This is a genomic window from Radiobacillus deserti (genome assembly GCF_007301515.1).
GTDB classification, from domain to species: Bacteria; Bacillota; Bacilli; order Bacillales; family Amphibacillaceae; genus Radiobacillus; species Radiobacillus deserti.
In genome coordinates this window covers 2,716,124-2,741,542 of record NZ_CP041666.1, presented here as the reverse complement: position 1 = coordinate 2,741,542, position 25,419 = coordinate 2,716,124, and the positions used below count along the sequence as shown (strand labels likewise).

27 protein-coding genes are annotated in these 25,419 nt (G+C 37.1%); 23 read left to right on the top strand and 4 right to left on the bottom strand.

The features are described from left to right. Positions 1 to 100 precede the first annotated feature (100 nt). A complete protein-coding gene (locus FN924_RS14540; RefSeq protein ID WP_323368620.1) occupies positions 101 to 2,101 on the bottom strand; it encodes a penicillin-binding transpeptidase domain-containing protein in 2,001 nt (666 codons plus the stop codon). Between the two features lie 111 nt (positions 2,102 to 2,212). Between FN924_RS14540 and FN924_RS14535 the strand changes: the two genes are divergently transcribed. Then, positions 2,213 to 2,716, top strand: a complete 504-nt coding sequence (locus tag FN924_RS14535; RefSeq protein WP_143895694.1) for a VanZ family protein — start codon at positions 2,213 to 2,215, stop codon at positions 2,714 to 2,716. A 54-nt stretch (positions 2,717 to 2,770) separates the two neighbouring features. Continuing rightward, a complete protein-coding gene (locus FN924_RS19575; protein ID WP_267128994.1) occupies positions 2,771 to 2,905 on the top strand; it encodes a hypothetical protein in 135 nt (44 codons plus the stop codon). A gap of 234 nt (positions 2,906 to 3,139) precedes the next feature. Here FN924_RS19575 and FN924_RS14530 read toward each other — a convergent pair whose 3' ends face one another. Further along, positions 3,140 to 3,862, bottom strand: a complete 723-nt coding sequence (locus FN924_RS14530) for a GntR family transcriptional regulator (RefSeq protein ID WP_143895692.1) — start codon at positions 3,860 to 3,862, stop codon at positions 3,140 to 3,142. A 170-nt stretch (positions 3,863 to 4,032) separates the two neighbouring features. On the opposite strand from FN924_RS14530, the gene nagA reads away from it, so the two are divergent. Further along, positions 4,033 to 5,205 (top strand): N-acetylglucosamine-6-phosphate deacetylase, encoded by a 1,173-nt coding sequence (gene nagA / locus FN924_RS14525; protein WP_143895690.1) that lies wholly within the window; start codon positions 4,033 to 4,035, stop codon positions 5,203 to 5,205. Position 5,206: 1 nt separating this feature from the next. Then, a complete protein-coding gene (nagB, locus tag FN924_RS14520) occupies positions 5,207 to 5,959 on the top strand; it encodes a glucosamine-6-phosphate deaminase (RefSeq protein WP_143895687.1) in 753 nt (250 codons plus the stop codon). Positions 5,960 to 6,025: 66 nt separating this feature from the next. On the opposite strand, the gene FN924_RS14515 is transcribed toward nagB, so the two are convergent. Beyond that, a complete protein-coding gene (locus tag FN924_RS14515; RefSeq protein ID WP_143895685.1) occupies positions 6,026 to 6,658 on the bottom strand; it encodes a YigZ family protein in 633 nt (210 codons plus the stop codon). Between the two features lie 196 nt (positions 6,659 to 6,854). Here FN924_RS14515 and FN924_RS14510 point away from each other — a divergent pair, with 196 nt between their 5' ends. From FN924_RS14510 to FN924_RS14425, 19 genes are all read left to right on the top strand, one after another. After that, positions 6,855 to 7,988 (top strand): sensor histidine kinase, encoded by a 1,134-nt coding sequence (locus tag FN924_RS14510; protein ID WP_143895683.1) that lies wholly within the window; start codon positions 6,855 to 6,857, stop codon positions 7,986 to 7,988. A 216-nt stretch (positions 7,989 to 8,204) separates the two neighbouring features. Then, on the top strand, positions 8,205 to 8,885 hold the full coding sequence (locus FN924_RS14505; protein WP_143895681.1) for a response regulator: 681 nt from the start codon (positions 8,205 to 8,207) through the stop codon (positions 8,883 to 8,885). A gap of 223 nt (positions 8,886 to 9,108) precedes the next feature. Beyond that, a complete protein-coding gene (locus tag FN924_RS14500) occupies positions 9,109 to 9,954 on the top strand; it encodes a DegV family protein (protein ID WP_143895679.1) in 846 nt (281 codons plus the stop codon). 45 nt (positions 9,955 to 9,999) lie between these two features. Beyond that, positions 10,000 to 11,448: an ATP-dependent helicase ComFA gene (locus FN924_RS14495; protein WP_228409462.1), complete on the top strand. Its 1,449-nt coding sequence runs from the start codon at positions 10,000 to 10,002 to the stop codon at positions 11,446 to 11,448. Continuing rightward, the gene (locus tag FN924_RS14490) at positions 11,445 to 12,122 is read left to right on the top strand and encodes a ComF family protein (protein ID WP_143895677.1); all 678 of its coding nucleotides are present in this window, start codon (positions 11,445 to 11,447) and stop codon (positions 12,120 to 12,122) included. The genes FN924_RS14495 and FN924_RS14490 overlap by 4 nt, the downstream gene beginning before the upstream one ends. 92 nt (positions 12,123 to 12,214) lie before the next feature. Then, positions 12,215 to 12,610, top strand: coding sequence for a TIGR03826 family flagellar region protein (locus FN924_RS14485; RefSeq protein WP_143895675.1), 396 nt, complete (start codon positions 12,215 to 12,217; stop codon positions 12,608 to 12,610). Between the two features lie 87 nt (positions 12,611 to 12,697). After that, the gene (flgM, locus tag FN924_RS14480; protein ID WP_143895673.1) at positions 12,698 to 12,964 is read left to right on the top strand and encodes a flagellar biosynthesis anti-sigma factor FlgM; all 267 of its coding nucleotides are present in this window, start codon (positions 12,698 to 12,700) and stop codon (positions 12,962 to 12,964) included. A gap of 14 nt (positions 12,965 to 12,978) precedes the next feature. After that, positions 12,979 to 13,476 (top strand): flagellar protein FlgN, encoded by a 498-nt coding sequence (locus tag FN924_RS14475; protein ID WP_143895671.1) that lies wholly within the window; start codon positions 12,979 to 12,981, stop codon positions 13,474 to 13,476. A gap of 14 nt (positions 13,477 to 13,490) precedes the next feature. Further along, complete coding sequence (flgK, locus tag FN924_RS14470) at positions 13,491 to 14,627, top strand: flagellar hook-associated protein FlgK (protein ID WP_323368619.1); 1,137 nt, start codon at positions 13,491 to 13,493, stop codon at positions 14,625 to 14,627. Beyond that, positions 14,566 to 15,042: a flagellar basal body rod C-terminal domain-containing protein gene (locus FN924_RS19775; RefSeq protein WP_323368618.1), complete on the top strand. Its 477-nt coding sequence runs from the start codon at positions 14,566 to 14,568 to the stop codon at positions 15,040 to 15,042. The genes flgK and FN924_RS19775 overlap by 62 nt, the downstream gene beginning before the upstream one ends. An 11-nt stretch (positions 15,043 to 15,053) precedes the next feature. Then, entirely contained in the window at positions 15,054 to 15,953 is a 900-nt protein-coding gene (gene flgL, locus FN924_RS14465) for a flagellar hook-associated protein FlgL (protein ID WP_143895669.1), read from the top strand. A 57-nt stretch (positions 15,954 to 16,010) separates the two neighbouring features. Next, positions 16,011 to 16,577: a DUF6470 family protein gene (locus tag FN924_RS14460; protein ID WP_143895667.1), complete on the top strand. Its 567-nt coding sequence runs from the start codon at positions 16,011 to 16,013 to the stop codon at positions 16,575 to 16,577. A 33-nt stretch (positions 16,578 to 16,610) separates the two neighbouring features. After that, a complete protein-coding gene (gene fliW, locus FN924_RS14455; RefSeq protein ID WP_143895665.1) occupies positions 16,611 to 17,045 on the top strand; it encodes a flagellar assembly protein FliW in 435 nt (144 codons plus the stop codon). Between the two features lie 2 nt (positions 17,046 to 17,047). Further along, the gene (gene csrA / locus FN924_RS14450) at positions 17,048 to 17,275 is read left to right on the top strand and encodes a carbon storage regulator CsrA (protein ID WP_143895663.1); all 228 of its coding nucleotides are present in this window, start codon (positions 17,048 to 17,050) and stop codon (positions 17,273 to 17,275) included. 142 nt (positions 17,276 to 17,417) lie between these two features. Beyond that, the gene (hag, locus tag FN924_RS14445; RefSeq protein ID WP_143895661.1) at positions 17,418 to 18,257 is read left to right on the top strand and encodes a flagellin Hag; all 840 of its coding nucleotides are present in this window, start codon (positions 17,418 to 17,420) and stop codon (positions 18,255 to 18,257) included. 197 nt (positions 18,258 to 18,454) lie between these two features. Further along, a complete protein-coding gene (locus tag FN924_RS14440; RefSeq protein WP_143895660.1) occupies positions 18,455 to 20,329 on the top strand; it encodes a TPR domain-containing glycosyltransferase in 1,875 nt (624 codons plus the stop codon). Positions 20,330 to 20,379: 50 nt separating this feature from the next. Then, a complete protein-coding gene (locus tag FN924_RS14435; protein WP_158634021.1) occupies positions 20,380 to 21,525 on the top strand; it encodes a glycosyltransferase family 4 protein in 1,146 nt (381 codons plus the stop codon). A gap of 16 nt (positions 21,526 to 21,541) precedes the next feature. Further along, on the top strand, positions 21,542 to 22,663 hold the full coding sequence (locus tag FN924_RS14430) for a glycosyltransferase (protein WP_143895656.1): 1,122 nt from the start codon (positions 21,542 to 21,544) through the stop codon (positions 22,661 to 22,663). Positions 22,664 to 22,712: 49 nt separating this feature from the next. Beyond that, positions 22,713 to 23,510, top strand: coding sequence for an FkbM family methyltransferase (locus FN924_RS14425; protein WP_143895654.1), 798 nt, complete (start codon positions 22,713 to 22,715; stop codon positions 23,508 to 23,510). A gap of 39 nt (positions 23,511 to 23,549) precedes the next feature. Here the strand turns inward: FN924_RS14425 and FN924_RS14420 are convergent, their stop codons facing one another. Then, positions 23,550 to 25,319: a glycosyltransferase family 4 protein gene (locus FN924_RS14420; RefSeq protein ID WP_143895652.1), complete on the bottom strand. Its 1,770-nt coding sequence runs from the start codon at positions 25,317 to 25,319 to the stop codon at positions 23,550 to 23,552. Positions 25,320 to 25,419: the final 100 nt, after the last annotated feature.

Here is a 25,419-nt window from a genome sequence, read left to right as displayed (position 1 = left end):
CACCGATGCCTTTCCTCCCGCTGGAGTCTACGTATATTTCCGGAGCTAGTATAGGCTGTTGTTCGGCTTTTCCTTTTAGTTATGTCCCAGCCTCTTTTTTTCACTGAAGAATATCTACCACTTTATCCACAACAAAGTGACTTCCACCAAGGTCTTCGGTATGCTCGACCATCATAGATAAGATGAGCTCTTCTGATTCTGGATACACAACAAACCACCCATTTTCTTGTCCGGATTCCTCTCCTGCCTTTTTCAACTCTGCAGTTCCTGTTTTACCGGCTAACTTTAGATCGCCAACATCAGCAGAATGAGCTGTACCATTTGCAGCTGTTACAACCTTGCGTAAGTCGTCTTTTAAGATAGAGAAAGTTTCAGAAGACATTACGTCTTTTTTCCAAATCGTACTCTTAGCCTCATCTGATTCTAAAACAGGCTTAATCATATCCCCATCATTCAATAATGGTGAATAAGCTGTTGCTAAATGTAAAGCACTCATTTGTAATTGACCTTGCCCAAAGCTCGTATCCGCTAATTGCCCTTCTGAATCGATTTTTCCAGATTTGGAAATGGACGATGCTTCAATCGGATAAGTAAATGGAAATTCTTCCTCAACCCCGAAGGATTGAAGGCCATGTACCAATGTTTTACTTCCCATTTCTATCGCTTGCATGGCAAAGTAAATGTTATCAGAACGAACAAGTGCATCTTCTAAATCTACCGGACCATTAGACTTGGAAACTCGGGTTACCTTGTAATTACCCCATGAATCATCTTTTTGCCAAGTTAAGCCATGGATTGGATACCCCTTATTTGGATCAAGTGTTTCTGCTTCTAGTCCAATTGCTGCAGTAATCGGTTTAATCGCCGAACCGGGTGCAAAGGTTGCTGCAAAACGATTTAATAATGGAGATTGTGGATTGTTTTGTAACGTGTTCCATTCATCCTGACTTATGCCATAGGTTAATTGATTCGGATCAAAAGCAGGACTGCTAACTAGCGCAAGTGTTTCACCAGTTTTCGGGTTTATGGCAGCAGCCGTACCAGCTTTATCCTGATAGGATGTATAAATGTCCTTCTGTAGTTCGGCATCAATGGATAACTGAATCATTTCTCCATGCTTCACTTTTTTCTCTGCAAGTATGATATCTTCTTTTCCTTCTTGTTGGATAATAATTTGGACGCCTTTTTCTCCTTTTAACCGTTTTTCAAAAAGCTGTTCTATTCCGCGTTTTCCTATCATGTCGTTTGAGGAATACTGGGAGCTATCCACTTCATCTAATTCTTCGGCTGTTATCTTCCCTATATAACCAATTAAATGAGCAGCTGCTTTTCCGTACGGGTAGATTCGACCAGTCGTATCTCTTTTAATCACAGGCTCTAAAGCAAATAATTCGTCCAACAATGCCTTATCTGTTCTAGGGATTTTTTTTAACGGTACAAATAGGCTCGGCTCTACCCATTCTGCGTTTATTGCTTGGTCAATGGAATTTACATTCATATTTAATAATTTCGCTAGTTTCTTTTTCGTTTCTTCCGCATCTTCTCCAAATTTTTCAGGAACGACTCCTATTTCATAAATAGCCTCATTAATCGCTAGTCCATTTTGGTTACGGTCCATAATTTCACCACGTAGAGGCTGTTCTGTTTTTAAAGAAATTTCACCACCATTTTTTAGTTCTGGAAATATAAATCCCGGGTCCCAGTCAAGCTTCCAATTTTTTTCTTCTTCTGTTTCTGTTTTCATCCATGTAGCCTCATAGTCAAATGAGATAGGGCCAGCCACAGAATCCATGCTTACGTGAAATGGCAAAGTTACCACATCCTCGTTCTTATGGTTGGAATCTACATTGCCCATCTTTACCTCAAGGTCTTGAATACCGAGATCTTCATAAATTTTTTCATACCGATTGATTACTTCCTCTTCTGAATAAGAAGATTGTGCCTTTTCTGAAAGCATGTCGTACATGTTAGAAAATTTCTGGTCATTCCACATTGATACAAATTGTTCCATCTTTTCTTCCGGTGTTACTTCATCCTTGGAACATCCAAGTATGATGATCATCATGGAGATGATCACTAAAAGAGAATAGAGATTCTTCAAATTTGTTACCTCCTATGTAGATCAAATCATAATATTGTATTAGAAAGTTGATGAAGATATTATTAAACTATTCTATGAAAACAAGTTCTTCAGAAGAGTAGGGGTAGTTTTATGAAAAAATATAGATATTGGATATTTCCATTTAGTGTGATGGCGATTATCTTTTATTCATCCCATCAACCTTATCAGGAGCAGGATATTAAACCGTTTTTAGGAGAGTGGATGGATCTTTCTTTTCTTATTCCTGCCTTAGATCATATCTCTTTTACTTACCACAATTCGGAGGTAAGTATAGCGGCTTTAGGAATCCATGGTTTTATTGAATTTTTTATACGTAAAGGGGCTCATGTATCGATTTACTGTTTGCTGATGATAGCGTTTTATGTGGCATTGTCTAAGAGTGACCGAAGAAGCTATTGGCTCCCATTCTGTCTGACTGTCTTTTATGCGATTACCGATGAATGGCATCAAAGCCTAACGCCAAATCGAACTCCATATGTGGGCGATGTGGGGTTAGATTCAGTTGGGGCTAGTATTGCAGTAATACTCATTATGGCTAGTCGTGTGATCAAAAAGAATAAGCGAATTAAAAGGAGAAAAGGAACGGATAGGTAACGAATGTCATAAGGTAAAGCAAGCGATTAGCTTGAATAAAACTGAGGTGATTCCGTGAGTGAACAGGAGATCTTAAAGCAAATCCTATCAGATTTAAGGGAACAAACCGAAAGCTCTATGATAAATAACACAAAGGAGTTCATTGAACAGTTTATTCATCACAAAAATGAATATGAACAATGGGAATAAAAAAGAGGTTGAGACAAAAGTATAGGAAGCAATGAAAAAACAACAATTATAAATAGTGCCTATACCCCGCTCCGGAAATATACGACGCTTTCCGCGGGCGGCTGGTGAGCCTCCTCGTGCTGACGTACGGTGGGGGCTCACCGATGCCTTTTTTCCCGCTGGAGTCCGGAGCTAGTATAGGCTGTTTTTCGGCTTATCCTTTTCGTTATGTCCCAGCCCCTTTTTATCTTTAACCTATCTAGGTAAGTCTAATTTAAATTTGTAGCGATCTGCACGGTAAGCTGATTTTACATATTCGAAGGGGATACCATTGGACAAGTATGTTATTCGTTTCATGAGAAGCACCGGATCTCCACTATTTACTTGTAGATGCTCAATTTCAAATGGGTTAGCTAGTGCAGATTCTAATTCTTGTTCCGCGTGACCAATTTGAAGTCCTTTTTGTTGCTCCATATATTCATAAAAAGAGCCCGAGTAGTCTTCCTTCGACAATGAGCCAACTACAGATTTAGGCGTATATATTGCCTCTACGGCAACAGGATCACCATTCGCTAATCTGATTCGCTGCATCAGATAGACCTTGTCTCCTTCTGATATTTGCAGTTTCGCTGCAACATTAGAATTGGCCATCATTTCCTCAAAGGTTAACAGCCTGCTAGAGGGAGTCAAACCTCGAGCTTTCATATCCTCACTAAAGCTTGTTAAGCCTTGGAGATTTTGTTCAAACTTCTTCTCGGCAACAAAGGTTCCTTTCCCTTTTTGTCGATATAGTAACCCTTCTGAAGCTAAGTTGTTAATTGCTTGTCGAACTGTCATTCGACTAATCTCATGTAATTCAGCGTATTCACGTTCTGATGGTAACAACTCGCCTGGTTTTAATTGTCCGGATTGGATTAATTGTCTTATTTCTTCCTCAAGTTGGTAATAAATAGGTAGAGGAGAATTTTTATTTAACATGGATAGTTCTCCCTTCAATAAAGCCGTTCTCATTTGTTTTTATAGGACTATTATGAACAAATTTTAACAAATTATTGTCATCTTGTATATGCCTATACTAATGTATAGACAACTATATATTTATATGATACCTTAAGGAGGACAATGGAAGTGAGAGGAGTTTTTTATCTATGCGCAGGGACACGATTTGGATAAAAAATGTTGATATATATAAAGAAGAAGAGATTATCAAAAAAGGTTCTATTGTTTTACAGGATGGAATTATTCATCAAATTTTGAACGGAGATGCTTCTCCTCATGTTCCAATCGATGCGGTTGTGGATGGGGGAGGACGTAGTTTAATACCGGGTTTCATTGATGGTCATATTCATGGAGCAAATGGTGCAGATGTGATGGATGCTAGTGAAGAAGCAATCGACACCATGGCGCGAGCACTTCCAGCGGAAGGAACGACTAGTTTCTTAGCTACGACGATTACACAGTCAAAAGAAAATATTGATCAGGCACTTGAAAATATCGGAAAGTATGAAAATAAGCCAGGAAATGCAGAGGTAATAGGGGTTCATTTAGAGGGACCATTTATTAACAAAGAAAAAGCAGGCGCTCAGCCGGAAGATCATATTTTAGCCCCTGATGTAGAACAATTCGATGAATGGCAACGGATGTCCAACGACAGGATTAAAACGATTACGCTCGCTCCGGAGTGTGACAAGGATTATGCACTCATTAACTATTTACAACAAAAGGGAATTACGATTTCTGCTGGTCATACGAGTGCAGGGTTTGCAGAAATGAAGAAAGCGGTGGAGCATGGGGTTCGCCAAGTTACGCATCTAGCAAACGCGATGACTGGATTGCACCATCGAGACATAGGGGTAGTAGGTGCAGCCTTCTTGTTAGAAGAGTTGCGTGCTGAATTAATTGCGGATGGCGTTCATGTATCTCCAGATATGATTCATATTTTCTATCAAAACATCGGAAAAGAACGTCTAATGCTGATTACCGATGCATTACGAGCAAAGTGTTTACAACCGGGAACGTATGACCTAGGTGGTCAATCGGTAACCGTAACTGATAAACAAGCAACACTAGAAAATGGAACATTGGCAGGAAGTATTTTGAAGCTAATCGACGGTGCCAGGAATATGATGGATTTCACAGGTGCAGCGTTACAAGATGTGATTAAAATGACATCGGAGAATCCAGCAAAGCAAATTCATGTTTTCGATAAAAAAGGAAGTATTGAAATAGGCAAGGATGCCGATCTTGTACTAGTAGATGATAATCTTCATATTTATCAAACCTATTGTCGTGGAATATTAAGCTATAAGGAGGGAAGTTAACATGCAAATAACCGAAGTGAAACATTATGAGGAAATGAGTAAAAAGGCAAGCGAGCTCATCATAAATCGTATCAAACAAATGCCAAAGACAGTACTTGGATTAGCAACGGGTTCTACACCTGAAGGTATGTATAAAGAATTAGTGCAAGCGCATAAAAACGGGGAAATATCCTTTTCGAATACGACAACATACAATTTAGATGAGTACATTGGTTTGCCGTCCGAAGATAAAAATAGCTATCGTTTTTATATGAATGACCGGTTATTTCACCATATTGATATTCCTCTGGAACAAACTAATGTACCAAATGGAATGGCATCTGATTTGACGAAAGAATGTAAAGTGTATGATGAAAGCATTCGTCAAAGTGGTGGCATCGATTTACAGGTTCTCGGTATTGGTGTAAATGGACATATTGGATTTAATGAACCTGGAACTTCATTTGAAACAGGGACGCACGTCGTTCAGTTAGCCCCTTCTACCATTCATGCAAACGCTCGATTTTTTGCTTCAGAGGAAGATGTACCGAAACAAGCGATTACGATGGGAATTCAATCCATTATGAAAAGTAAGGAAATCATTCTATTGATTTCCGGGGCAAAAAAAGCGGATGCTGTGTTCCAACTCCTTCATGGGGAAGTGTCCGAAATTTTTCCAGCTTCTATCTTGCAAAACCATCAGAATGTTCATTTGATTGCAGATGAAGCGGCATTATCCAAAGTGAAAGAAAATGGTATGCGCAGTCTTCGTTAAGTAGACCGCATACCATTGTTTTTTGTCGAGATTTCATTTCCCAGGAAATATCGTGTCTATTAATCCTTACACATCCATTTCAAAATAATCTTGTTTTCCTTTTGTGATGGAAGCTTGATCGCTTGTTAAATCAACCATCCAATCTTGAAAGAGCTTGTCTTTCTGGGTTTCCACAAACACGGATAGCTGGACGTTTTCAAGGTAATCGATCTTGTCCAAATGGAATTCGGAATTCCTGAGTTCGTTTTCTACTTTGCCTAGTAATGTATAATCAATACCAATGATAAATTGTTGCATTAATTGTCGTTTTACAACTCCGGTCGTTTCAATAGCTTGAGAGGTTGTACTAGAATACGCTCTGATTAGTCCACCTGCTCCTAACTTAATTCCACCAAAGTATCGAGTAACGACAACGGCTGTATCCTTTAACCCTCTTTTCTTTAAAACATCTAGAATCGGGACACCGGCTGTTCCAGATGGCTCGCCATCATCATTTGCTTTTTGAATTAAATCGTGCTCCCCAATCATATATGCAGAGCAATTGTGGGTCGCATCTTGATGCTTCTTTTTGATATGTTCAATAAACTTCATTGCTTCTTCTTCGGTTTCGACTCTTTTTACATGTCCAATAAACCGAGATTTTTGAATGATTACTTCATCGCTGCCTTCCGATTTAACGGTATAATAACTGTTTAACATGACCGAACCTCCTAGAGCTTTATTATAAATAGTCTCATGAAAGGCCGCAACGTGTCTGTTTGCTTTGTTCCTTTTCTTGAAGCATTATAGTAAAATGAAAAGCGATTACAAGATATTTTTCTAGGAAAAATGGAGCACCCCCATAAAGCATATAGGCCCATCGAATGATTATTTTGAGAAGATTGGTGGAGAAGATATGGCAAGGTCAGATGAGAGAAAACTAGATTTTATAATTGATGAAATGATAGATGCCGTAAGCAACAGCAAAGATGAAATCTTTTCAATCGGTGAGGATTCGCGCAAAGAATTTGAAAAACTAAGAAATCTATTAAGTGAAACGAAAGCAACAGTGCAGCGGGTTATTAAAGAAGGGGATGATCTTGAACAAAAAGTACGTTTTTCAAGAATTCGACTTTCTAAAGTAAGCCAACATTTTGATCAATATAATGAAAATCAAATTAGAGAAATCTATGACCAAACCCATAAGCTTCAAACTGAACTCACGATGAAGCGGGAAAAAGAACGGAATCTTCGCGAAAAACGAGATGACTTAGAACGACGTTTGATTAATCTTGAACGAACAGTTGCTCGTGCAGAAAGTTTAGTTGGTAGAATATCGGTCGTATTGAATTACTTAAGTGATGACTTTAAACAAGTTGGAGACCTTTTGCAAGAAGCGCATGAAAAGCAAGAGTTTGGGCTGCGAATCATCGAAGCACAGGAAGAAGAGCGTAGACGCCTTTCTAGAGAAATGCATGATGGTCCGGCACAAATGCTTGCAAACATTCTCCTCCGATCTGAGCTTATAGATCGTACATTTAGAGAAAGAAGTCCAGAGGAAGCACTGGAAGAAATAAAAGATATGCGGAAAATGGTTCGTTCTTCCTTGTACGAAGTACGACGAATTATATATGATCTTCGCCCGATGGCTTTAGACGACTTAGGACTTATCCCTACCATGAAGAAATATTTGGCTAATATGTCGGAATACAACAAGATAGACATAGAGTTTACGACACATGGAAAAGAACGAAGATTTAATTCTAAATATGAAGTAGCTTTGTTTCGTCTCGTTCAAGAATCCGTACAGAATGCCATCAAGCATGCAGAAGCTTCCTCCATCCAAGTGAAAGTAGAAATAACGGAGAGTGCCGTACTTGTCGTTATAAAAGATGATGGAAAAGGCTTTGACACGAAGCATAAAAAAGATCACTCCTTTGGTCTAGTTGGAATGAAAGAAAGAGTAGATATGTTAGAAGGTCAATTGAAAATCACTTCCAAGGTCGGAAAGGGAACAACGATATTCATTCAAGTCCCTTTAAATGAATGATGAAACAAGAACAGGTAAACGTAAATTTATTAAAACAATTGTACAAGATAATGGGAAATGCCCAATGAGTGTTAGAATCTAGTAATTAGATGACTACAAAGAATACTCTATCATGTATAATAGATGAAAATATAATCGTAATAAAAAGTGAAAATAGCTTGCAGTACTAAAACCATCAACAAAAGTTTTTATATTGGAGTATAGGAGGAGCAAAGAATGACAACTAATATAGTATTAATTGATGATCACAAGTTGTTTAGAGAAGGGGTTAAGAGAATACTAGAATTTGAACCGACCTTCGAAGTGGTCGCAGAGGGCAACGATGGCTCTTCAGCATTACAGCTAGTCGAACAGTACAAGCCAAACGTCGTGTTAATGGATATTAATATGCCAAATATTAACGGTGTTGAGGCAACGTCTGAACTTATCAAACACCATCCTGAAGTGAGTGTCATCATACTTTCCATTCATGATGATGAAAACTATGTGACACACGCACTAAAGTCTGGGGCACAGGGGTACCTTCTAAAAGAAATGGATTCCAACGCATTGATTGAAGCAATTAAGGTCGTAAGTGAGGGAGGCTCTTATTTACACCCGAAGGTAACCCATAATTTAGTTCAAGAATATCGTCGCTTATCCGAGGTAAGCACAAGCCAGGTCGCCGAGAGAATGGTGGAATATCGAAAACCATTACACTTACTAACGAGACGCGAATGTGAGGTTCTTCAGCTATTAGCGGATGGGAAAAGTAATCGTGGTGTAGCAGAAGCATTATATATTAGTGAAAAAACCGTCAAGAACCATGTGAGCAATATCTTACAAAAAATGAGTGTGAATGATCGTACGCAAGCTGTTGTAACAGCTATTCGAAATGGCTGGGTCGAAGTTGTGTAACTCAAAACGGACTATCAAGAAAATTTGATAGTCCGTTTTGAGTTTTTCCATATTACTAGAAATATTATTTATAATAAAGAAATTTACAAACCTGTACTTTTTTCTTTTCTTTCATGTAAAATAAACTAGGGAATACCTAACCGCTATTATATCATTTCATTATTAGGACAAGCTACGAGGTATTACATAAAAGGGAGACGTATCTGAGGAGGATAGGATTGTAATGAAAATAGCTGTAATGACAGATAGTACTGCATACATCCCTGCTTCCATAAGAGAAGCAAAAGATATTCATATGGTCCCATTGAGCGTCGTGTTTGGAGAGGAAACCTTTCAAGAAGAAATAGATCTCACAACGGAAGCGTTTTATAAAAAGGTGAAACAATCCGAGCAGCTTCCTAAAACGACTCAACCAGCTATTGGCCTGATCGTAGAGAAATTGGAGCAATTAGCACAGGACTTTGATGCTGTTATTTCGATTCACTTATCTAGTGGAATCAGTGGGACATATCAAACTGTCACATCTGCAGGAGATATGGTGGAAGGCATTAACGTATATCCTTATGATTCTGAAATTAGTGCAATGGCCCAAGGCTTTTACGTATTAGAAGCAAGCCGCCTAGCGCAAGCTGGCAATCATACACCAGAACAAATCATCGCACGATTAGATGAAATGAAGCAATCCATGCGCGCCTATTTCTTAGTAGATGATTTAAGTAACCTTCACCGTGGTGGTCGATTGAATGGAGCGCAAGCATTAATAGGCAGTGTATTGCAAGTGAAGCCACTTCTTCATTTTGTAGATAAGCAAATTGTTCCGTTTGAAAAAATTCGGACAAAGAAAAAAGCACTAAAACGTATGTATGATTTGTTTGAAGAAGATGCAAAAACAGGCAAGCCTATAAAGGCTTGTGTTATTCATGCGAATAGTCCAGAAGAAGCAGAGGAAATGAAAGTAGAGCTTGAACAAACCTATGATCATATCGATGTTTCCATTAGTTATTTTGGTCCCGTAATTGGTACTCACCTTGGAGAAGGTGCACTTGGACTTGCATGGTATTTGGAATAGGTGTCGAATGATCGACACCTGTTTTATCTTTAAAGGAGGGAAGATGTGAACCCTTTTCGTACTATTACTTCCGTTTTTCGTCCAGCTGCTTTAGACTGGATCCCCACTTCGAAACCTGCAGTGTCAGACACCCCTCATGCTACTTTATCGACTGAATATGCTGGAAGACTTCTACTGCGACGAGAGGTTCCTATAGATGAATCAACTTTTCAAAAACTCCTCTCTATGCAATATTTTACTGAAATAGACCCCTTTGAGCGTTTACCTTTCGGATATAGATGTAGAAGGTGCGGCAATCAAGCATCTCATCTATTTGCTCAAATGTCTTGTGCGGTTTGTCAGGGAAAGCATCCTTACTGTCGAAGCTGTATTGAGATGGGTCGAGTTTCTACATGTGAAGCACTGTATATATGGACCGGTCCAGCCCCTAACTGGCCTCCTGTTCTGGAGGCGTGTAAGTGGAAAGGACAACTGACAAAAGCGCAGCAGCATGCTTCTAAACAACTTGTAAAAGCGGTGAGAGAGAAGAAAGAACTGCTCATCTGGGCCGTTTGCGGATCGGGAAAGACCGAAATGGTGTTTGAGGGAATAGGACATGCTTTAGAGCAGGGTCTTCGTGTTTGTTTGGCAACCCCTAGAGTGGACGTCGTTCGAGAGCTTCTCCCGCGTTTTCGAGCCGCATTTCCAACGATTCCAATCTCTGCCCTTTATGGAGGAAGTACCGATCAAACCTCAGCCTCTCCCTTTGTCTTAGCTACGACGCACCAGCTTCTTCGCTATGCAAGAGCTTTTGACGTCCTCGTTATCGATGAAATTGATTCATTCCCTTTTCATAAAAGTAAAACACTACCATATGCTGCGAAGCGAGCGGCCAAACAGTCCTCCACAACCATTTACTTAACAGCCACACCAAGAAAAAGCTTGAAGAGAAAACTGGAACGAAACGTGTTGGATGTCGTATTTGTTCCCAATCGATTTCACGGACATCCATTACCCGTCCCGTCTATGGTGATGTGTTGGGATTTACGTAAAACCCTCGAAAAGTTACCAAAAGCATTCCGCCGATGGATTCGAACAAGGGAGAATAGGGACCGTCAGCTACTTATATTCGTCTCTACGATTCGACTAGCGGAGGATGTGAAAGCTAAGTTGGAGGAGGTAGGACGTTCAAAACAGAACGTGGCAGCAGTTTACTCGACAGATCCTGAACGAGAAAGCAAGGTGCAGAAATTTAGAAATAGAGAGCTCACCGTATTAGTTACGACAACTATTTTGGAAAGAGGAGTGACGTTTCCATCTGTAGACGTCGCTGTATTGGACGCTGGTCATGACGTGTTCGATGAAGAAGCACTCGTCCAGATAGCAGGTCGAGCAGGAAGAAGCTCGAAGGATCCAGATGGAGAAGTTATCTTTTTCCATAATGGAAGAACAGAAGCAATGGTAAAAGCAATATCGTCCATCCGGAAGATGAATAAAAGAGGTGGGTTTTCATGAGCTATTGTTTGATTTGTGGAACAGAAACCATTCGTGAAGTGGATTGGACTTCTATGTTTACATTTGAATCCCCGTCTCCGTTGTGTGAAACATGTAAAGAATCCTTTCATATTCTCCATGGAAATAGGTGCACCATATGCTCCAGAGAATGGAAGGAGTCTTTATGTCCGGATTGTAAACGTTGGGAAAGGCACCCACAATGGAAAGGCGTACTAAAACAAAATGTATCCCTGTTTGCTTATAATCAACCTTTACAGAAAGCAATTGCAAGATGGAAGTACAGAGGAGATTATGTCCTGATCGAAGCCTTTGAAAAGGAATGGAAGAAACTATTTAATCAAACGTTTGTTCAATACAATTTAACCCTAGTGCCAATCCCGTTAAGTGAAGAACGATTGCTAGAAAGGAAATTCAATCAAGCAGAAGCATTAATCAATCTTCTTGCTCAACCATCCAAGAAGTTGCTAAAAAGAATGAACACCGAAAAGCAATCCAAAAAAACACGTGAACAAAGAATGAACATAAAAAATCCATTTCAATTAGTAAAGCCTATTCAACATTCGGTCTTGCTTGTCGATGATATATATACAACAGGAAGTACAATTAGACATGCAGCAAAGCTTTTGAAGGATGCTGGCTGTCCAAGTGTGCATGCGATGACGTTGGCACGATGACGGATAGCCATATTTGCCAATCTAACATGCAGTCCAGATATGCTATAATTAGATACAAAAGAAAACCGTAACGGAACGAGGAGGGTTTTAGGGTGGCCGAATTATCAAATTGCCCTAGATGTGACAAACTGTTTGTAAAAGGATATCGCGATATTTGTCAAGATTGTTATAAGCAAGAAGAAATGGATTTTCAGACTGTTTATGCATTCATGAAGCAGCGAAAAAATCGTGAGGCTACTGTTTTAGATATCGTAGAAGCAACAGGAGTCGAGGAAACACTTATTTTGAAGTTCGTCAAAGAACAACGTCTTCGCACATCACAGTTTCCCCGACTTGCATATAAATGCGAGAGATGTGAGCGCGAGATTACGGAGGGAAACCTTTGTGTAAAATGTACAAAAGAGTTATTGGGTGACATAGACTTTCAGGAAAGAGTCGATGCTCATAAATCGCATAGTGACAAAGCAACATATTTCACGAAAAAATAAAAAATACTAAACATTTATTGGAACTAGTCGATATAAATAATAATGAGCGTACGTGAATCGTTTTTGACTAGGAAAGAGGTGTAAGTTATGAAAATACAAGGGCCGAATCATTCCAATTTCAATCCCTATACAAAACAAATTCAACGACAGCAAGAAATAAGAAAAGAAATTGCAAAAGAGGATAAGGTGCAAATTTCCAACCAAGCAAAACAACTTCAAGAGAATACGAAACCAGATCCAGCACGCTTAGAAAAAATAGAACAACTAAAACAAGCGGTGGAGGCTGGCTCGTATCAAGTAGATGCGAAAGAGACTGCTAAGAAAATGCTAAACTTTTGGAGCAATAAAGCCTAATAGGAGGACATCCCATGACTGTCCAAGCGATTATTGAATCCTTATCAAAATTAAAACAATTACATGAAAGCTTACTTGCTGTTTCTGTAGAGAAGACCGAAGCGGTCAAAGAAGGAAAAACAGAAGTATTACAAAGCTTACTTATAAAAGAAAGAAAGCACGTTCAGGCCGTTGAACAGCTTGAGACGAAGCGAGTGAGTCTAACCGAAGCTTGGGCAAACGAACAAGGCTTCCCACCAGAAGACGTGACGGTTTCATTTGTTCTAGACCATCTGGAAGATGGCGAAGAAAAAGAACAATTGGAGCAAGTCACGTTCGTACTGGCCAGCGTTTTAGTAAAGCTCAAGCAGCAGGAGCAACTAAATCGTGAATTAATCCAGCAATCTTTGCAATTCATCAACTTGTCATTAGATATGGTTAATCCAACTGTTAAAAATATAAATTATGGAAACGCGGCAAACAAACAACCGGAACAAACAGCTCGACGCTCTGCGTTTGACTCGAAGGCATAGAAGGGAGAACAAGAATGACTTCTACATTTCACGGATTAGAGGTAGCAAAACGTGCATTATTCGCACAACAAGCAGCTTTATATACAACAAGTCATAACATTGCAAATGCGAATACAGAAGGATATACAAGACAACGTGTCAATTTTAATCAAGTATCGACCTTGTCCCCTTCTCGCTCAAACAGTCTATTCGACGCCCAAATCGGTAGCGGGGTGGAAGCTGGTTCGATTGAACGAATTCGCGATAAGTTTTTAGATCTTCAGTATCGAAGAGAATCTAGTAAGCTAGGGTATTATGAATCTTTATCTAGTTCTTATCTGCAAATGGAAGAAATTATGAATGAACCTTCCGATACTGGTTTGGCGAAAACAATGGACCAGTTTTGGCAATCTTTGCAAGACTTGTCTGTTAATCCAGAGGATTCTGGTGCGCGTTCCGTTGTAGTAGAACGTGGTATTGCTGTTGCGGATACATTTAAGTATTTGTCCAATTCCTTACAATCGGTAAAGAGTAATCTAGAGGAAGAAATCAATGTAACAACAAAAGAAGTAAACTCTATTCTTACTCAGATAAGCGCTGTAAACAAACAAATAAGTGAGATTGAACCTCACGGATATTTACCTAATGATTTATATGATGAACGTGATCGATTGATTGATAAATTATCCGGTATTGTGAACGTTAGTGTAAGTTATCAAGATAGTGGCGGACAACCGAACCCAATAGCTACTGGATTAGCGAAAATTCAATTAGCAAATAGCTCAGGTGAAGCTGTATCCCCGCCTGTTACATTAGTGGATTATCCAATAGGTTCTGGTGAACCAGAAGATTTTGTGAATGAAATAGAAGTTGAGATTGTTGGTTCAACAGTCAATGCTATCAAGGTCGATGGTCAAGATTATACTGGCGCAGACTTTCCGTCAAGTGGAAAAATAAAAGCTTTAGTTGAAGCTTATGGGTATCAAGATGGAGCCGATGTTAAAGGAATTTATCCAGCTATGTTAAATGATTTAGATGAGATGGCTTATGAATTCGCGAATGCTTTTAACACAGCTCATCAACAAGGTTTTGATCTTGAAGGTAATAGTGGTGGTGCCTTTTTGTGTAGTAAGTGGTACACAACAAGGTGCGGCAGCGAGTTTAAGTGTTAGCCAAGCGATTCAGGATGATGAAGATTTAGTCGCAGCAAGTGCATACAGGGATATCAATGGTGATGGAGTGTTTGATGGCGCTGGAGATGGAAATAATGCATTAAATCTAGCTAAAATGATTACGGAGCCACTTGCAAACCTTGGTGATAATACATCTGTAAAAGGCTTCTACGCTTCGATTATCGGTAAACTGGGTGTAGACTCGCAGGAAGCATTAAGAATGCAAAACAACGCGGGTGTGCTTCAACAGCAGGTTCAAGAAAGAAAACAGTCTGTCAGTGCTGTCTCATTAGATGAAGAGATGACAAATATGATTACATTCCAGCATGCTTATAATGCTGCTGCTAGAAGTATGACTACAGTGGATGAAATGCTAGATAGAGTCATTAATAACATGGGATTAGTAGGAAGGTAGGTGTCTGATTGATGCGCGTAACACAAGGGATGTTAACGAACAATATGCTTCGTAACCTAAGTAAAAGTTATAGTAATCTAGGAACATATATGGATCAATTGTCGACTGGAAAAAAAGTAAACCGGCCTTCTGATGATCCAGTGGTTGTCATGAAAGGGATGGGTTACCGTTCTCAAGTGATTGAGGTGGAACAGTATGAAAGAAACCTTAGTGAGGTCCACAATTGGATGGATAACACGGATTCATCACTAGATAAGGCTACTAAAGCACTCCAAAGATTACGAGAATTAGCGGTACAAGCTAGTAATGGAACTTATGAAGAGAATCAACGTGAAAGCATAAAAGCAGAGGTTGATCAGCTTAAAGAACATTTACTAGATATAGCTAACACGAAAGTGAATAATAAGTATATTTTTAATGGAACTGCAACTACGGGCGGTCAAAATGGAAAAGAGCCAGTCTATATTGATGAAACTACTGGAGAATTAATTGTTTCCACTAATGATCAAGATGTACTGATTGAAGTATCATCAGGAGTTAAGATTCCAGTAAATGTCGATGCAACACAGGTTTTTGGTAAGGATATGTTTGATAAGCTTGAAGCATTTTCTACTGCTTTAGATTTAGATGATCAAGATGCGATTCAACAGTCTATTTCTGATATGGATAGCTTAGCTACTAATGTAGTTAATGTCAGAGCAGATTTAGGTGCAAGAATGAATCGAGTTGACTTAATCGAGGACCGACTTTCCAGTCAAGTAATTACGGCTGAACGAATGATGTCAGATAACGAGGACATCGACGCAGAAGAAGTAATCATGAATTTAACCACACAAGAAAGTATCCACAGAGCAGCATTAAGTGCAGGATCAAGAGTTATTCAACCTACTCTTATGGACTTCTTAAGGTAAAAGCTATCTGATTTTCAGATAGCTTTTTCCATAGTTATACATATTGGAGGTGTGGAGATGAGGCTCCCACAAGTAAGATTAGAATCACAAATGGCTAAGATACAAATCCAATCAACACCTGCGGTTCAGACTATACAACAACCAAAAGCGTTACAGTCTATTGAACAACCACATGCCACTGTGACTATGTCTACAACACCAGGTAAGCTTACCATTGATCAAACCAAAGCTTGGGAAGACATGAACTTATATGGACCATTAAGAGCTGCTGAAAAAGAAGGAATGAGAGGTAAGCAAGCTGTATTAGAAGGAATTAGTCGAAGAGCACAACAAGGGCAGGAACTTATGAAAATTGAAAATAAAGGTAATCCTATAGTGAATCAGGCTATAGTAAATGGACATAAGCCGATGAAACAATTCAATATCGGATGGATTCCATCTTTATTTTCTGTAAAGACGCACTACACTCCATCTGAATTGGATGTAAACGTAAAAGCAAAAAGCCCTATTATTAATCACGAGCCACAAAGTCCGATTGTAGAATTCCATTCAGGTTCAGTCGAGACGAGCTTACAACAAGAAGCGAGCTTAGATGTTGATTTTGTAAATGTTAATTGGAAATAGATACTATCTGATACAAAAGTAGGTGGAAATATCATGAACATTGAAACATATTATTTCGGAGAACTAGACGTAAAAGATGAACGTGTATTATCGTTTGAAGCTGGATTACCTGGATTTCTGGATGAAAGGCAATTTGTCTTATTAGACTTGCCAGATAATCCAACTTTCCATGTGCTACAGTCCGTTCAAACGCCTGAAGTGGCATTCATTGTAACTAATCCCCATTTATTCTATAAAGATTATGAATTTGTTATAGAAGATAAAGTGGTAGATATACTACAAATTGAGAATGAAGAACAAGTTTCTATCTTATCTATAGTGACACTAAGAGAACCATTCAGTCAATCGACTATCAATCTTCAAGCGCCCATTGTAATTAATACTAAACAACAAGTGGCAAAACAAGTTATTTTAAATAACGAAGGGTTTACAACTAAACACCCACTTTTGACAGAAAGTAGGGTTTAACAGTGCTAGTATTGACAAGAAAAATTGGTGACTCTATTCAGATTGGTGAACATATAGAAGTAAAGGTACTTAGTATAGATGGTGAACAAGTTAAGCTAGGCATTGAAGCACCTAAAGATGTGGATGTTTTTAGACACGAAATATATGAGCAAATACTTGAAGAAAACAAACAAGCAAGCCAAATGAAAAAAAATGCACTAGATTTATTAAAAAATATAAAAAAAGACTAAACAACTGTAAAACCGTGTCGATATAATTATTGTAGTTAATAATCAAGTCAAGAAGGCGGCCGACTTTAACACTTGATTTAATAACATACCCGCCACAAGGATGTGGCCAAAACTTACCTAATTTCAAGGAGGAAATTACAAAATGAGAATTAATCACAATATCGCAGCTTTAAACACGTACCGTCAATTATCATCAAACACAGCTAATACTCAAAGTTCATTAGAAAAACTATCTTCCGGTCTTCGCATCAACCGTGCTGGAGATGATGCGGCTGGTCTTGCAATTTCTGAAAAAATGCGTGGTCAAATCCGTGGTCTAGAGCAAGCGGAAAGAAACGCACAAGACGGAATTTCTCTTATTCAAACTGCAGAAGGTGCTTTGAACGAAACTCACAGCATTCTTCAAAGAATGAGAGAGCTTACTGTACAAGCTGGTAACTTAGGTACAAACAGCAAAACAGAAGATTTAAAAGCTATCAATGACGAAATAGATCAACTAGCTAAAGAGCTTAATGGAATCAGCGACAGAACAGAATTCAACGGTAAAAAACTTTTGAATGGTGACTTTGCTTCTTCTAGTTTAACTTTCCAAATTGGTGCTAACGAAGGGCAACAACTTTCTATTAACATTGATGACATGAGTGCAAGTGCTCTTGGAGTTGAAGCAGCTGACTTAGGAATCAGTGCTCTTGCAGACGGTGGAGATACAGATGCTGCATTAACTGCTCTTGATACTGCAATCAATACAGTATCTTCTCAACGTTCTGAACTTGGGGCTACTCAAAACAGACTTCAACACACAATTAACAACTTAAGCAATGCCAACGAAAACTTGACTGCTGCTGAATCCCGTATCCGTGACGTTGATATGGCGAAAGAAATGATGGCATTCACTAAAAATAACATCCTTACTCAAGCAGCTCAATCTATGCTTGCTCAAGCTAACCAACAACCACAAGGTGTATTACAATTATTAAGATAATAAATATTGAAAAGGGCCTTAGATTTTCTAAGGTCTTTTTTTTTTTGCATTTTTAACGGTGCTAGTAAGTTTACAAAATCTTCTACAGCTAATTTCTACGATTTGACTCTAAAAGTTAAAAAAAATGTCGATATAATGGAGGTAGACATGACTTTATATAAGCGAATGATAAAATTTTGAATATAGGATGTGTTTAAATGAGCAATTTTACCGTTTCTTTATGTATGATAGTGAAAAATGAAGAAAAGTATCTAAAGAGATGTTTAGACAGTGTGAAGGACAAAGTACAAGAATTGGTGATAGTGGATACTGGTTCAACAGATAAAACGGTGGAAATAGCGGAAAGTTATCATGCGAAGGTATATAACTATGAGTGGAATAATGATTTCGCGGAAGCCAGAAATTATGCAATTACTCAGGCGACTTCTGATTTTATATTAATATTGGACGCGGATGAATACATTGCTGGAGATATTAACTTTACAGAGGCATTGCAAGATCGGTACGACTATTATATTACCGGAATTAAAAACTTCTCGAATAACGGAACTGTTTATAGCCACGATGCCATTCGTGTTTTTAAAAATGGTATCAACCTAAGCTACTACGGAAGAGTACACGAACATCTTGATATTGAAGGATTGAATTTGTCACACGGAAAATTAGGGAAACTTATTAACCACGATGGTTATCAAAAGCAAGTAATGGTAGAGAAAAACAAGTATGAAAGAAATATGAAGTTATTGAAACTTGAATCAAAAGAGAATCCTACAGGATATAACCTGTACAACTTAGCAAGAGCATATAAACAAAATGAAGATTACACAAAAGCTGTTGAAACTTTTAAGAAAGCTTATTCGTTGAGCAAAAAGAATGCTATATTAAATGATTTGCTTTATCAGTTAGTAGATTGTTTAAGATTACAAGGTAGATTTGAAGAGGGAATGCAAGTTTGTGAAGAAGCTATTGAGGTTTTTCCTGATTATACAGATTTACATTATGTGAAAGGCTTATTATTTATGGAAGCTGGCTATCTAGAAGAGGCAAAACAAGCTTTTCAGAAATGTTTACTTTTAGGGGAAGTAGAAAATGGGACTACAAGGGAAGGAACGGGTTCTTACCTTTCCAACTATCAGTTAGCATTAATACAGGAGGAAATAGGAGAACGTCCAGACGCCATTGAACAAGCGTTTCTTTCCTTGAAGGGCAATAAAAAAATAGCTTTACCATTTTATCTTGATATTTTGCTTAAGAGTAATGTGCCAAATAATGATGTAGTCGAAAGTTTAAATAATCTATTCCGAATGGATAATAAAGAAGATCTTTTAACTGTTGTTTCTTCTGCATATTTCATAAAGCATCCAGTTCTTACTCAATACATTCTACCTGATTTGGAAAGTTTTGAACCAAATATCCAAGCAGTTGCCTATATGCTTTCAAAGAATTATGAAAAAGCGTTAGAAACCTGGGTGAAGGTAGATAGTATCAGTGAAGTCGATATTCCCGAGGTATTGACCCTTCTTTTAGCCACAAATAATAAAGTATGTTTAAAAGATCTGAGAAGATCGATAAATGTTTCAGACAAGGAATGGAAAATGCTCAATTTTGTATTAGAAGGCAATACTCCAAATAATTATCAAATTAGCATTGATTTACAAGATCATTTACTTAAGGTTGCAAAAAACTTAATTATTTTACAAGAATATGACAAGTTTCAAGAATTCAGTAAGATATTTTTAGTTCAACCCATTCATTATCAACTACAATTATGCGAAATTTTATCAAATTTTCGCTTCGATGAAGTAGTAATTAATTTGCTGTTAGATATTATAGATAAGCAACCAAATAGTGAAAAAGCGTTGACTTTATTAGGTGAGGTTTGCTTTAGAAATGGTCATTATGGGGAGGCTGTAATTTGCTATGAAAGATTGAATGAGATAAATAAAAAATATGAATATATGTATAGATTATATAAAATATATGAAAAGAAAAACGACTTTGATCATTTATTTAAAATTAATGACGAAATAAAAAGAAACTACCCATATTCATTGCTTAGTTTAGGTAACTAATGAAGTGTGATTAGTTTTCTTGTAGACCTTAATGAAGGATAGTGTTGAAAATGAACATTCTTTTATTGTCTCTTGGGAAACATCCTTCCCCAGGTGGAGTAGATACTTATATTCGAATGGTCACCAAGGCTATGGAAGCTAAGGGACATACAGTCGAATTATTATGCTATAACCAATTAGGTACGTTACCTGAAGCTTCAATATATAAAATTAACCAGTTTCATAATTTAATGAAAGAAAAATATCAAAGCAAATTACCGCCTTTTTACATTGTTTTAGAGGTTCAAAAGTTTGCATTCAACGAAATAATAGCTAATTATGATTTTTCGAAGATTGATGTCGTTCATTCACAAAGTGGTATTCTAAGTAAAGTAATGAAGGAAGTATATCCGAGTATACCAGTTGTGGGAACGATTCATAGCTCTCTTTACACAGATTCTATTGTTGGAAACTGGGTGAACAAACTGGATGCCGCAACACTTTTTGCGAAATTTGATAACTATGCTATTGAGTCACCAGATGAAGTTATAACCATCTCAACAGAGGTAGATAAAAATCTACCTCTTATTCCTACCAAAAAGCGAAATATTGTATTTAACGCAATCGATACGGATGAATTTTTACCTCAAGAAGAAAAAAGCAGTGAAAAGGTACGAATTGCAACATCTGGCTTTTTAACAAGAACTAAAGGATATGATATTTTATTTGAAGCAGTTACTTCTATATCAAAAAAATATCAGGAAAGTATTGAAATTTCCTTATTTGGGGATGGTCCCGAAAAGGGAAAGTTAATATCATACGCCAATAATCACCAATTACCTGTAACTTTTCATGGGTACATTGATAGACATCAATTAGTAAGATTACTTCCAACCTATGATTTATTCATTCAGCCTTCAAGAGCGGAATCATTTTGTTTGGCGGTTACTGAAGCTATGGCAAGTGGGTGTGTTCCGATATGTAGCAAAGTAGAAGGCGGTATGTTAGACCAAGTGAAACATATGGATAACGGACTTTTATTTGAAAATGAAAATGTAAAAGATTTATCAGAAAAATTGGAATTACTTATTCAAAATAGTAACTTAAGAAAGAAACTATCTATTGGTGCAGTTAATACTGCAAGAAGCAAATTCTCTTTAAAGGTATTTGCCGACAGCTTAGAAATGGTTTATCAAAAAGCTATTAATAAATTATAATAAGGATGAGTAAGTGATGATAAGTGTAATAATGCCAGTTTACAATGCTAGCCCATATTTAAAAGAATCTATAGATAGTATTCTAAATCAAACCGAGCCAAATTTTGAGTTAATTATCGTCAATGATGGATCAACAGACAATAGTGAGGAAATTATACTTGGTTATAAAGATAGTAGAATTGCCTATTATAAGCAGAAAAATAGTGGTGGGGCAGCTGCTCGTAACCTGGCTTTCGAAAAAGCTAAGGGAGATTTTATTGTTTTTCAGGATGCTGATGATGTTTCTCTGTTGAATAGGTTTGAATTGTTAAAAAGACAATTTATATCAGATGAAATAGGCTTTGTCCATTCGGACATGTTGTTAATCGATGATAAAGGAAAAACTTTAGGATACTGGCAAGCACGTCAAGTTGATCCAAAGACGACATTGAGGCATTTTTTAAAAAAAGGGACAGCTTTTAATAACGCAAGTATTATGCTTAGAAAAGATTTAATAAAATCATATTACGATGTAAACCTTAAAATAGGAGAAGATACTGACTTTATCACTAGCTTTGCGTTTAAATGGCACTCAATTCATGTAGATAGGCCACTGCTGCTTTATAGAAGACATACTAATAATGTGTCAACTGAATCCAATTATGACACGTTATATTCACATGTCCAAAAGATGGTAAAACAGACACCTTTAGAGGAATTGATTCCTGAAATAAATTGGGAAAGTGGATATGATATAGATAATGAACTGCGAGCAAAGTGTATTTTAGCATTATTGCTATTACGTAGAGGGATGATTCACGATGCTCAAAGATATTTAAAAGAGGTAGTATCAAAAAATAGTGATTCAATAGAAATAGATACCAAAAAATTCATTTTAGCATTTAGTCATTTAATGAAAAATAATTTAGAAGCGTCTGTCCAAAGCCTTGAAGCAATCTCTATTAAAGATCATATTGTCTATAATTATTTAGGAGAAATATTCGCTTATAAAGGGAGAAATGAGGAAGCGGATAATTATTTTATGAAATCTTTGTTTCTGAGCCCCATGTATGTAGAGCCATTAGATAATTTGAAATCTTTAGGAGCATCTTCCCATTACAGTTTCACTGACAACGTTTGGAGTAAATATAAAACATAAAAGCGTTAGCCATTGTTTTCATAGTTATGACAGAAGGAGTGTTTTAAGAGTGCATGGAATTTATATTGGAAATAATAGGGTGTTAATCCAGACAAGAGTATTAGGGATAAGAATGTTGGCATATGCCGATGATTTAAGTCTGACACCTGATTTAGTATTTAATGGTGCATTCGAGATACCATTGACGCAATACTTAGCTTCAAACGTAAATCAAGGTGATACTGTTATTGACATAGGAGCTAACATAGGATATTTTACACTTTTGTTCGGAAAATTAACTGGAACAAATGGCAAGATTGTTGCTTATGAAGCAAACAAAAGAAATTTTAGCTTGTTACAAGAGAATACTGCATACCATGTCCTCGGAGATAGAGTTAAGCTATACAATAAAGCTGTGTACTCAGAGGAAACGGAACTTACTTTTTATTCTAGTAATAAATGGACAGGAAACGGCTCTTTAGTTCGACATGATGAAACATATTTTGGAAAATTTATAACGGATGAGGTTACTGAGGAAAAAGTCGAAGCAGTTCCAGTAGATATTCATTTAGGTGACTACCCATTTGTGCATTTTATAAAAATGGACATCGAAGGAGGGGAATATCATGGTTTTTTAGGAATGAAGAGTCTATTAGAGAATAAAAAGGTTGGAGAGATAATTTTCGAATTAAATTATCTGCGAATGAAGGAAACATGGAGCAAAACAAAACTCTTACTTGAAGATTATCAGAGCCAATTTGGACTGGGATTTTATTTGATCAACGAAAAGGGAGAATTAGTTCCAACGGATCTGACTTTTTTATTTAGGCAAGAATTTGTTGAATCGGTAGTGATTAAGTGCCAATAGGCCAAAAAAAGAGCACAAAGTGCTCTTTTTTTTGGCTTACTAATGATCTTGTGGTAAATGTTTGGAGATTAGTTGTTCAACATTAATAAAAAATTCCATGTAATCTGTACAATCTCCCATAATGTTTATGACTTGTTTAATAACTGCTTCATTTTCAGCAGCAGCATTATTTGCATTTTTTAGAAAAAAAGACACTAATAATAATAGATAATATAGGTCGGAGTTATTGTTATATACCTGAATGGACTTTTTAAGTAATGAAAAGGCTTCTTTATCTCGCTGGAGTTCTATCAAACAAAGCGCAATCCACTTTATATAAACAGCCTTTTTTTGGGAATCCGTTTCCAAGAGAAGGTTATTGTTCAACATGTGTAAGCAGGCATCATATTTCCCATCATGAAAAATTTTATAGGCTTCAGGTAAATGTTCTATGTCTTTAGAAATCTTTGTTTTACAATACACTTTTTTGTTCTCCTGTGAATCTACATTTTGAGTTTTTCTAGTCGCAACGGTTGTCCAAATCGCCATCGGGTGGTCGTCTATTAATTCGTATGAAAACGGAATCTGAACAAAATTCTCTTTACAAGTAAGTAGAGTTTTCATGAACTTTTCGTAATCATCACTTGTATTAAAATCTTCTTTTGAAATGGTAATGTTCCAATCGTCTTCAGTTGACGATTGGACAGGATAATATCTGGACACTTCGGTATAATATGACGCAAGTTTTTTCGTGATGATATCCCATGAAAATTGACTAGCAGTCTTTAAACCATTTGTAATTAATGCTTCTTGTAATGATGTATTATCTAATATTCGTAGCATCGCTGAAGACATGGCTTCAGAATTTTTAATCTCTGTAAGTAATACATTCTTTTCATCTAAAGCATATTCAAGAACCCCTGGATTACTTGTACTGATAACGGGACAGCCACAAGACATCGCTTCTAATACTGGAAGAGAAAAAGATTCATAGTGAGATCCTGAAACAAACATGAGTGCCCCTTTGTATAGGCTAGCGATTAACTCTTGAGGCGGATTTACCATATACTTACTAATCAAGCTTTTGTCCATATTTTTAAATTCAGGTTCATTTGGTGAAATCCATATTAAATCTAAATGTTCTTTCTTTTTCTTCACTAGTTTATAGGCATCTAAAATATCTCTTATACCTTTGAATTCAGCTTTGTCACTACCCATCATTAATATATAATCATTTTTCCACTTAAATGAATCGACCTGACTATGGAAAACTTTTTCATCTATTGCATTATGAATAACCTTTGAATCCCTATTGTAATATTTTTTAATTAAAATCGCTGTTTGATTAGATACGGTAAATATAAATTTTGGTAATTGATATTGCTGCTTTACAATCTCCCGTGTTTCTTCATTTAGATTTTCATAATCAAATAAGTGATTGTCTCCTTGTTCAAAATAAATCACTGGTGCGATCCCAGTTTTTATACACATATCGATTTGATCCCAGTAGGTTGCGACAATTACATCACAATTTGGTATAGCTTCTGCGACATCCATAGAAAAAGGGACTTTTATATAATTTCCTTCAAAAGAATACCAATCTGGCCGTGGGAAATGTGATAATATAGTTACTTTGAAACCGCTAGAAGTAAGTCTATTCGCATGTTCGAGTACTATCTTGACTCCACCCCAGACTCCTACTTGGTTCATTATATAGACAACATGAAGTGAATCTTTTTGTTTTGGATTTAATCCTAGAGATTGCTTCAATGGTGTCCTAAGTTCTTGTAATCTTTTTATATATTCTCGTTTTCTTAACTGCTGAATCAAGACATAGTCCTCCCAAAATACTGTAGTATGTATTTAATATCATGCTTTCCTTCATATTATCATTTTCTGTACTCTAATTATACCAAGGAAACAGTTGGCT

What these genes read in the sequence shown, in the direction of transcription:
- FN924_RS14440 (WP_143895660.1), top strand. Translation starts at nt 18,455, where the DNA reads ATGAGCAATTTTACCGTTTCTTTATGTATGATAGTGAAAAATGAAGAA.
- FN924_RS14475 (WP_143895671.1), top strand. Translation starts at nt 12,979, where the DNA reads ATGACTGTCCAAGCGATTATTGAATCCTTATCAAAATTAAAACAATTA.
- FN924_RS14515 (WP_143895685.1), bottom strand. Translation starts at nt 6,658, where the DNA reads ATGTTAAACAGTTATTATACCGTTAAATCGGAAGGCAGCGATGAAGTA.
- hag (WP_143895661.1), top strand. Translation starts at nt 17,418, where the DNA reads ATGAGAATTAATCACAATATCGCAGCTTTAAACACGTACCGTCAATTA.
- flgM (WP_143895673.1), top strand. Translation starts at nt 12,698, where the DNA reads ATGAAAATACAAGGGCCGAATCATTCCAATTTCAATCCCTATACAAAA.
- FN924_RS14490 (WP_143895677.1), top strand. Translation starts at nt 11,445, where the DNA reads ATGAGCTATTGTTTGATTTGTGGAACAGAAACCATTCGTGAAGTGGAT.
- FN924_RS14535 (WP_143895694.1), top strand. Translation starts at nt 2,213, where the DNA reads ATGAAAAAATATAGATATTGGATATTTCCATTTAGTGTGATGGCGATT.
- FN924_RS14430 (WP_143895656.1), top strand. Translation starts at nt 21,542, where the DNA reads ATGATAAGTGTAATAATGCCAGTTTACAATGCTAGCCCATATTTAAAA.
- FN924_RS14460 (WP_143895667.1), top strand. Translation starts at nt 16,011, where the DNA reads ATGAGGCTCCCACAAGTAAGATTAGAATCACAAATGGCTAAGATACAA.
- FN924_RS14510 (WP_143895683.1), top strand. Translation starts at nt 6,855, where the DNA reads ATGGCAAGGTCAGATGAGAGAAAACTAGATTTTATAATTGATGAAATG.
- FN924_RS14530 (WP_143895692.1), bottom strand. Translation starts at nt 3,862, where the DNA reads ATGTTAAATAAAAATTCTCCTCTACCTATTTATTACCAACTTGAGGAA.
- flgK (WP_323368619.1), top strand. Translation starts at nt 13,491, where the DNA reads ATGACTTCTACATTTCACGGATTAGAGGTAGCAAAACGTGCATTATTC.
- nagB (WP_143895687.1), top strand. Translation starts at nt 5,207, where the DNA reads ATGCAAATAACCGAAGTGAAACATTATGAGGAAATGAGTAAAAAGGCA.
- FN924_RS14500 (WP_143895679.1), top strand. Translation starts at nt 9,109, where the DNA reads ATGAAAATAGCTGTAATGACAGATAGTACTGCATACATCCCTGCTTCC.
- nagA (WP_143895690.1), top strand. Translation starts at nt 4,033, where the DNA reads ATGCGCAGGGACACGATTTGGATAAAAAATGTTGATATATATAAAGAA.
- fliW (WP_143895665.1), top strand. Translation starts at nt 16,611, where the DNA reads ATGAACATTGAAACATATTATTTCGGAGAACTAGACGTAAAAGATGAA.
- FN924_RS14505 (WP_143895681.1), top strand. Translation starts at nt 8,205, where the DNA reads ATGACAACTAATATAGTATTAATTGATGATCACAAGTTGTTTAGAGAA.
- flgL (WP_143895669.1), top strand. Translation starts at nt 15,054, where the DNA reads ATGCGCGTAACACAAGGGATGTTAACGAACAATATGCTTCGTAACCTA.
- FN924_RS14435 (WP_158634021.1), top strand. Translation starts at nt 20,380, where the DNA reads ATGAACATTCTTTTATTGTCTCTTGGGAAACATCCTTCCCCAGGTGGA.